Genomic DNA, 8,555 nt, shown 5'->3' with positions numbered 1-8,555 from the left:
CGCGGCGCCCGCCCCGGCCACCGCCCCGACCCCGGCCGTCCCGGCGACCACCGCCGCGGCCTTGACCGCGTACGTGGCGGCGAACCAGCCGATGACGGCGACCGGCAGCAGCGCGCCGATCCGCTGGTTGACATCGGCGACCTCGCGCGCCGCCAACCGGCACTGCGCACACGCGTCGAGATGCTTGCGCAGCCCGCGCTCCGCCCGCATCCGCAGCCCGCCACGGGCGTACGCGCCGAGCCGGTCGGCGTACCGCGCGCAGTCGCCACCGGCGGTCAGCGACTGGCTGACATGAGCCTGCAAATAGGCTTGCTTCAGCCCTTCCCGAGCGCGGTGCGCCAGCACCGCCGTGGCGTTGGCGGTCAGCCCGAGCAGCGGTGCGACCTGGCTCGGTGTCTCCTCCTCGACGGTGGTGTGCCACAGCACCGTCTGATAGCGCTCCGGCAGGCTGCGGAACGCCCGCATGGCCAGCGTCCGTTCGGCCTCCTGCATCGCCCGGACGTCGGCGCCGAGACCGACCCCGCTGCCCGGACCGCCACCGGCGTCCATCGACGTCCCGGCCGCGGAGACCGCGAACACCGCGAAATCCTCGACCAGTTGCTCCCGCTTCGCGGTCTTCGCCCAGGCGGCCGCCACCCGCCGGACCGTCGTCAGCAGATACGCCCGCACCGCGGTGTCCGGGCCCGCACCGCCCCGCACCGCCTGCAGCGTGCGGGCGAACACCTCGCCGGTCAGGTCCTCCGCGGTGTGCGCGTCCCGGCAGCAGCTGCGCGCGTAGCGGCGTACGGCCTCGGCGTGGCGGCGGTACAGCTTCTCGTACGCGCCGTCGTCACCGGCCCGCATGGCGGTGATCAGCGCGGCATCGGAGGGCGGGGCGCCCTCGGCGCACTCCGCGTCCACGGGCGGCTCGGGTGCGGCGGACCCCGCCTCGGTGCGGTCGCGCTGCGGCGGTACACCGGCGAGCGGCGGTGCCTCGGCGCAGTCGTGACGCGCCGTCGGCTCGACGGCCGGGGGAGCGGCCCCCAGCGGCCCCCGTCCCGGGATCCGCCCGCCCCGCTCGTCCGGATCCGTGGTGGTGTGGTCGCCACCGCGTCGTTCGTCCCGCCCGTCAAGAGTCATCGCCAAGGCCCCCGAACACGCCGTCACACCGGAACACCGCGCAAGCGTGCCACACGACACGCCCGGGCCGAGGAGTCCGTCCCCTCAACCACTCATCCGGGGCGCGCTGCCCGGAGAGGGCCCCTTCGACCGCCGTTCCGGGGCACAATGTGCGCGCCCCGGCCCCGGCCGACGCCGGCGTCCAGGCCGGGACACGCCGCCACGGCCGGAGCCCTCCGGGCCGTCAGCCCTGCGGCCGTGACCGCAGCCCCTCCAGCAGGATGTCCAGCAGCCGCGCGGACGCCGCCTGCTGATGCCCCGGATCGGGCAGCGTCGGCGCGCTCGTGGCGATCACCAGCAGAACGTCGCCGACCGTGACGTCCGGCCGCAGCGCCCCCGCCGACCTGGCGCGCTCCACGAGCCGCCCCACCACGTCCAGCAGTGCGGGCACGCCCCCGGACCGCTCCTCGGCGCCGTACGCGTCCGTGGCGGGCTCGCCGCCCGCCACGGGCAGCCGTTGCTGCGGCACCCGGGCGCCGGCGGCTGCACCGGCGGAATCGGCCGCACTCTCGGGCGCCGCCGCCGCCTCCGCCGCCCGCTCCGGACCGGCGCCGACGCGCAGGACGTTCGGCGGCAGCAGCCGCCCGGCGCCCGAGGCGACCGACGTCCGCAGGAAGCGGGAGAGTGCCGACCAGGGGTCCTCCTCCTGGCCCAGCGCGGTGCGTGCCTGCTCGGTCAGCCGGGAGGTCTCCTCCTCCGCTATCCGCCGCACCAGCACGTCCTTGCTGGGGAAGCGGCGGTAGACCGTCCCGACGCCGACCCGCGCCCGCCGCGCGACGTCCTCCATGGGCGCGCCGTATCCCAGCTCGCCGAAGACCTCGCGCGCGGCGCGCAGCACATGCTCCAGATTGCGCTGGGCGTCCACCCGCAGCGGTGCGCTGCGGGAGCCTCCTCCCGCGGGCCGCCCGGCAGGCCCGGTGCGGCCGTCGGCGTCGTTGCCGTGCGCCGTGGCGGCCCGGCCGCCGTTACCGGGCGCCGTGGTGACGGTGCCCGCCCAATGTGTGCCCTGAATATGCATCTGTGATCCCCCGGTCATGACGTCTCCCCCCGGAGACTCCCCGCCCTGACGGAAAGGGGCGCGCCGATGAGTGGGCCCGCCCCCATGAACTACCGAACATAGTTGAGCCCCGGTCAAGATTGAAGGGTCAGTTCCGGGCACACCGCACCCCGATCGGCCTACACCGGCACCACCTTCTCCGCGGCGTTCGCCCGCCGCACCGCCGCTGCCCGTCTGACCTGCGCGCCTCGTCCGCACACCGCGGAAGCCGACCCTCCGTCCGGGCCCACGCGACCGCCCACGCATTTCGTCGAGCCTGTGGACAAAGCGCGGCCGGGAAGGCGTCATGGAACAGTGCTGTGCCTTCCCGGGGGCACAGTGCCTCCTGGGGCTGCCGTGCCGCCGGCCGGCCGGACCCGGGGGCCTGCCGGGACCGGTCCACCGCGAGGAGAAGCTCTGTGAAGGCTGTGTCTTCGAACGATGTGGCGCGCATCCTGATCGTCGGCGGCGGCTACGTGGGCATGTACACCGCCCTGCGGCTGCAACGGAAACTCAAGCAGGAGCTGCGGCAGGGCTCTGTCCGGATCACCGTGGTCGACCCTGATCCGTACATGACATACCAGCCGTTCCTCCCCGAGGCCGCGGCCGGATCCCTCTCCCCCCGCCATGTCGTCGTGCCGCTGCGCCGCGTGCTGCCGCAGTGCCAGGTCGTCATCGGCGAGGTCACCGCCCTCGACCACGACGCGCGCACCGCCACCGTCGAGACCCTCGCCGCAGAGGCGGCGGGCGCCGCCGACACCGAGATCGCCTACGACGAGCTGATCCTCGCGCCCGGCTCCGTCTCCCGCACCCTCCCGGTCCCCGGACTCGCCGACCACGGCATCGGCTTCAAGACCGTCGAGGAGGCCATCGGCCTGCGCAACCACGTCCTCGAACAGCTCGACATCGCCTCCTCCACCCGCGACCCGGCGGTCCGCGACGCCGCGCTCACCTTCGTCTTCGTCGGCGGCGGCTACGCGGGCGTCGAGGCCCTCGCCGAGCTGGAGGACATGGCCCGCTATGCCGTCCGCTACTACCACAACGTCGAGGCCACCGACCTGAAGTGGATCCTCGTCGAGGCGACCGGAAAGATCCTTCCCGAAGTGGGCCCCGAGATGGGCCGCTACGCCGTACGCGAGCTGCGCGCCCGCAACATCGACGTCCGCCTCGACACCCGCCTCGACTCCTGCGAGGACCGGATCGCCGTCCTCAGCGACGGTTCCCGCTTCCCCACCCGCACCCTGGTGTGGACCGCGGGCGTCAAACCGCCCCCGATCCTCGCCGCGACCGGCCTGCCCCTCAACGGCCGCGGCCGCCTCAAGTGCACCGCAGCCCTCCAGGTGGACGGCGTCGCCCACGCCTGGGCCGCCGGTGACGCCGCCACCATCCCCGACCTCACGGCCCCCGAACCCGCCACCCCGGACGAACCGCCCGCCCTCTGCGCCCCCAACGCCCAGCACGCGCTACGCCAGGCCCGCACCCTCGCCGAGAACGTCGCCGCCGCCGTCCGCGGCGGCCCGCTCCTCGACTACCGGCACAAGTACACCGGATCCGTCGCCTCCCTCGGCCTCCACAAGGGCGTCGCCCACGTCTACGGCCGGAAGCTCAGGGGCTACCCGGCGTGGTTCATGCACCGCGCCTACCACCTCAGCCGCATCCCCACCTTCAACCGCAAGGCCCGGGTGCTCGCCGAATGGACCCTTTCCGGCCTGTTCAAACGCGAGATCGTCTCGCTCGGCTCGCTGGAGAACCCCCGCGCCGAATTCGAACTGGCCGCCGGAACGGGCCGCCACAACGAGGCCAGCTGACCGGCCGCCCCCGGGACGCGCCGCGCCCCACCGGTGCGGCCCAGCGCCACCGGGCCCGGCCGGGCGAAACGGAGTCCGGAACTCCACCCCGGTGCCCGGACGTCTGACGGATACCGCTCGGGTCGGCCACACTGGTCGTGTGACCATGGGTGGGCTCGTCTCTGCGAAGAGTAATAATCACGAGGAAATCGGACGTTTGCCGCATCACGTCAGAGGGCGCCACGCAGGGCCCCGGCCGACCGCCCGCCGGTCCCCCGGCGGGCACTTCCCCCGCGCCGACGGCCCGAGCCCGCGCGACGAAGCGAAGTAAGAGGTACCCCTCCGTGATCTTCACGCGCTGGAGCGCCAAGCTCCCCCAGCGGCGCACCGCCCGCCCCGGCCGGACCGCACGCCCGGCCGCCGCCACACCGAACGGCCAGCAGGCGCCCGCCGCCTGCCCCACCGCGGCCGAGCCCCCGGCAGGCGGCGCCGTCCCGGCCGCCCGCGCCGAGGCGTCCGGCCCCAACGCCCCCGACGGCGACACCCCGCCCGGCGCCCCCGAAGGCACCGCCCACCCCGGCGCCGCCACCCCGCCCACCGTCGACGCCCTCTCCGTCCACGACATCCTCGGCACCATCCCCGCCCTGGTCGCCGTCGTCTACGGCCCCGAGCACCGCCTCGCCTACGTCAACGCCGCCTACGCCACCGTCTTCGGCCCCCGCCCGGCCGGCCACACCGCCCGCGAGGCCCTGCCTGAGCTGGACGAACTCGGCCTGCTGCCCCTGATGGACCAGGTCCTGCGCAGCGGCCGCCCCCGTACGGTCAAGTCCCGCCGGGTCCGCGCCGGAGCCGGCCGCGCCCGCGACACCTACTACACCTTCACCTGCACCCCCATCGAGGTCGCCGCCAACGGCCCGGCCCCCGACCCGGAGGTCGCCTGCGTCGCCCCGCACAAGGGCGTCCTCGTCTTCGGCGCCGAGGTCACCGACCAGATCGAATCGGCCGAACGGCTGCGCGCCAGCGAGGCCCGCCAGCGCGCCGCCGCCGTCACCCTCCAGCGCTCCCTCCTCCCGCAGGAGCTGGAGCAGCCCGACGACCTCCGCGTCGCCGCCACCTACCGCCCCGGCGGCACCGACGCCGCGGTCGGCGGCGACTGGTACGACGTCATCACCCTCGGCGGCGGCCGCACCGCCCTCGTCATCGGCGACGTCATGGGCCGCGGGGTCCGCGCCGCCGCCGTCATGGGCCAGCTGCGCACCGCCGTCCGCGCCTACGCCCGCCTCGACCTGCCGCCCCACGAGGTCCTCCAGCTGCTCGACGGCCTCGCCGCCGAGATCGACGCCAGCCAGATCGCCACCTGCGTCTACGCCGTCCACGACCCGAACGAGGGCCGCCTGGTCTACGCCTCCGCCGGGCATCTGCCGATCCTCGTCCGCGACGCCGACGGCACCGTCCACCGCACCGCCGAACCGACCGGCCCACCCCTGGGCACCCTGGGCACCGGCGGCTGGCTGCACACCTCCGGCACCGTTCCGCTCGGCCCCGGCGCCGCCGCCGTCCTCTACACCGACGGCCTCGTCGAGCGCCGCGACAAGGACATCGACCACGGCGTCGAGGCGCTGGCCGCAGCCTTCGCCGGGGCGGACGACGCCCCCGCCGTCGTCTGCGACCGCCTGCTGCGCTCCATGGGCATCACCGACGCCCACGACGACGACGTCGCGATCCTCGTCGTCCAGCACCCCGAGCGCACCGGCCACGACGCCGAGCTGTTCCACAACGCCGTCCTGGAGCTGCACGGCGGCACGGAGGCGGCGCCGCGCGCCCGCGCCTTCGCCTCCGGGGTGCTCGCATCCTGGCGCTTCGCCCCCGAGCTGCACGACCTCGGCGTCCTCGCCGCCAGCGAGCTGGTCGCCAACTCCCTCCAGCACGGCACCCCGCCGATGCGCCTGCGGCTGCGCCGTACGGACCGCCGCCTGATCGTGGAGGTCACCGACGGCGACGACCACCTCCCGCGCCGCCGCACCGCCGAGCCTGCGGACGAGGCGGGCCGAGGCATCTCCATCGTCGCGACCATCGCCTCCAACTGGGGCTCCCGCCGCACCCCCGACAGCGGCAAGGCCGTGTGGTGCGAATTCGGCCTCCCGTCCCCGTGACCCCGGGGGCCGCGGGCCCGCACGTACGACGAACGGCCCGGCGTGCATCGCCGGGCCGTTCTCCGCACCACTCACCCCGTACGGGACCTCCCTACGGGCACGGGCCACCGCCCGCCGGAACCGCTCAGGCCACCGCCACAGCGGCCTCCGCCCCGTCCGCCGCGTTCTCCGCCGGACGGGCCGGAACGGCCGCCGCGCGGTGCGGATTGTCCTGCGCCGGGGTCAGCATCCGCCCCAGCCGCAGCGACAGCACGGTGATCCCCAGCGCGCACACCACCAGCATCCCGATGTACGCCGCCGACATCCCGTGGCCCACCATCAGCGCACCCACGGCCGGACCGATCGCCAGCGCCAACTGCTTGACCAGCGCGAACGCCGAGTTGTACTGGCCGATCAGCGACGCCGGGGCCAGATCGGCCACCAGCGGCGCCACCGTCGGCGACAGCAGCGACTCCCCGATGCCGAACAGCGCGTACGTCGAGATCAGCAGCGCTGTCGCCACCACCTGCGCGCCGTGCACCAGCCCGGACAGACCGGCCGCGATCCACGCCACCGTCCAGATCAGCCCGACCACCGCCATCACCCGGCTGCGGCGCCGCCGCTCCACGAGCTTCAGCACCACGAACTGCGCCGCCACGATCGCCGCCGTGTTGGCCGCCAGCGCGATACCCAGCGTGGCCGGCGCGATCCGGGTGACCTCGGTGGCGTACGCGGCCAGACCCGACTCGAACTGCCCGTAGCAGGCGAAGAAGACCACGAACCCCAGCACGCACAGCCACACCATCCGCCGGTCGGACAGCAGCGCACGCCAGGCACCCTGCGGCCGCTCACCGGTCGGCACCGCGTCCTCGACCTTCGGCGCCCGCGGCAGCCGTACGGTCGCCACCGCCGCGCCGAGCATCAGGAACATCGCCGCCTCGATGGCGAAGAGCCGCACGAAGCTCGACGCATGCGTCTCGTCCACGAGCAGCCCGCCGACGAGCCCGCCGATGCCGAGCCCGAGGTTGTTCAGGAAGAACTGCGTGGCGAACGCCCGCGAGCGGGTGACCGTCGTCGAGCACCACACGATCATCGTGGCCAGCGCCGGCTGGATCACCGCGATACCGGCACCGAGCGCCACCGCCGACGCGATGACCTGCGCCTCGCTGCTGGACAGCCCGAGCCCCAGCGCACCGAGCGCCGCCGAGACCGTACCGACGACGGCCACCGGAAGGGGCCCGCGCCGGTCGATGGCCCGACCGGTCAGTGGCAGCACGGCCAGCGCCGAGACCGCCAGCATCGCCAGCACCACACCGGCAGTACTCGCGCCCAGGTCCCGCACCTTCGCCACATAGACGTAGAGATACGGAACCGTGAAGCCGTTGCCGAACGCGCTCAGCGCGTTCCCCAGCTGGATCCGGCGCAGCGCGGCGCCCATCGCGGTGGTCACACTCACCTACCTAGGTCAGGTCGGAAGACGGTCAGGAAGTACGGGACGAACTGCGGAGGAAGCCCGGCGGACCGGCGCGCGGACATACGAAAAGCCCCCGCCTCTCCAGGGGACCGGACGATCACACCCTGAAGACTTCAACACTAAAGTTCGAAGTTAAACAGTACATGGCGAAGGACTTCAACGCCAATGAGTTCCATGCCATACTGCGGCGCATGCCTGAGACCTCAGATACGGCCGGTGGCACCGAGCCGAGCCTTGAGGAACAGATCGCGGCCTATCAGCGAGAGTTCCAAGACCTCGACCCCCAGGTGGAACAGGTCGTCTCCGCACTCCAGCGGCTCAACCGGCGGATGAACGTCGCCTACGGACGCCAGACCGCCACCCTCGGTATGAGCAACGCCGAATGGGAGGTCCTCAAGGCCCTCGTCGTCTCGGGCGCTCCGTACCGCCTCGGCCCCGGCGAACTCGCCAAGCGCCTCGGCCTCACCCCCGCCGCGATGACCCACCGCATCGACCGCATGGTTGATGAAGGGCTGGTCAACCGAGAGCGGGACGAGAACAACCGGGTCCGGGTGATCGTCGAGCTGACCCACGAGGGCCGCGAGAAGTGGCTGGAGGCCATGCGCATGGCCTCCGTCTTCGAGGAGGACCTACTCCAGGACCTCGACAGCGAGGAGCGCCGCACTCTCGGCGCGGTCCTCACCCGCCTCCTGCGCCGCGTCGAGGAGACCCAGCCCGACGCCGAAGGCCGCCTCAGCGACCTCGACTGACCCGAGTTGACACGGCCCTGGCCGATACGTAGTGTTCTCCGAGTTGCCCCACAGCCGGAACGGTTCTGTGGCAGCCATCCGCCGCATCGCGGCACACCACTACCGCACGACTCCTCACCGGGAAGAATTTCGGCATGCCTGAAATTCACACCGCGACGTGATTATGCGTCACCGAGGAAAACCGCTAAAGTAGTGACCACGCCAAGGCGCCGCAAACGA

Annotated in this window: 6 protein-coding genes; 3 read left to right on the top strand and 3 right to left on the bottom strand. The window is 73.5% G+C overall.

Annotation, left to right across the window (positions count from 1 at the left end; genetic code table 11):
• Both ACFWWQ_RS29375 and ACFWWQ_RS29370 read right to left on the bottom strand, forming a co-directional pair.
• On the bottom strand, positions 1 to 1,119 hold a 1,119-nt coding region (locus ACFWWQ_RS29375), incomplete at its 3' end, for a sigma-70 family RNA polymerase sigma factor (protein WP_384602275.1).
• A 223-nt stretch (positions 1,120 to 1,342) separates the two neighbouring features.
• Positions 1,343 to 2,176, bottom strand: a complete 834-nt coding sequence (locus ACFWWQ_RS29370; RefSeq protein ID WP_384602279.1) for a TetR/AcrR family transcriptional regulator — start codon at positions 2,174 to 2,176, stop codon at positions 1,343 to 1,345.
• A gap of 437 nt (positions 2,177 to 2,613) precedes the next feature.
• Here ACFWWQ_RS29370 and ACFWWQ_RS29365 point away from each other — a divergent pair, with 437 nt between their 5' ends.
• Positions 2,614 to 4,002: an NAD(P)/FAD-dependent oxidoreductase gene (locus tag ACFWWQ_RS29365; protein ID WP_384602273.1), complete on the top strand. Its 1,389-nt coding sequence runs from the start codon at positions 2,614 to 2,616 to the stop codon at positions 4,000 to 4,002.
• Positions 4,003 to 4,325: 323 nt separating this feature from the next.
• Positions 4,326 to 6,134, top strand: coding sequence for a SpoIIE family protein phosphatase (locus tag ACFWWQ_RS29360; protein ID WP_384602272.1), 1,809 nt, complete (start codon positions 4,326 to 4,328; stop codon positions 6,132 to 6,134).
• A 124-nt stretch (positions 6,135 to 6,258) separates the two neighbouring features.
• Here the strand turns inward: ACFWWQ_RS29360 and ACFWWQ_RS29355 are convergent, their stop codons facing one another.
• Positions 6,259 to 7,563: an MFS transporter gene (locus tag ACFWWQ_RS29355; RefSeq protein WP_384602277.1), complete on the bottom strand. Its 1,305-nt coding sequence runs from the start codon at positions 7,561 to 7,563 to the stop codon at positions 6,259 to 6,261.
• A 215-nt stretch (positions 7,564 to 7,778) separates the two neighbouring features.
• Between ACFWWQ_RS29355 and ACFWWQ_RS29350 the strand changes: the two genes are divergently transcribed.
• Entirely contained in the window at positions 7,779 to 8,336 is a 558-nt protein-coding gene (locus tag ACFWWQ_RS29350; protein ID WP_384602270.1) for a MarR family winged helix-turn-helix transcriptional regulator, read from the top strand.
• Positions 8,337 to 8,555: the final 219 nt, after the last annotated feature.

The sequence above is a fragment of the Streptomyces sp. NPDC059080 genome (genome assembly GCF_042739975.1).
Taxonomy (GTDB): Bacteria; Actinomycetota; Actinomycetes; order Streptomycetales; family Streptomycetaceae; genus Streptomyces; species Streptomyces benahoarensis.
The sequence above is the reverse complement of the archived record's forward strand: the minus strand, read 5'-3'. Positions and strand labels throughout refer to the sequence as shown.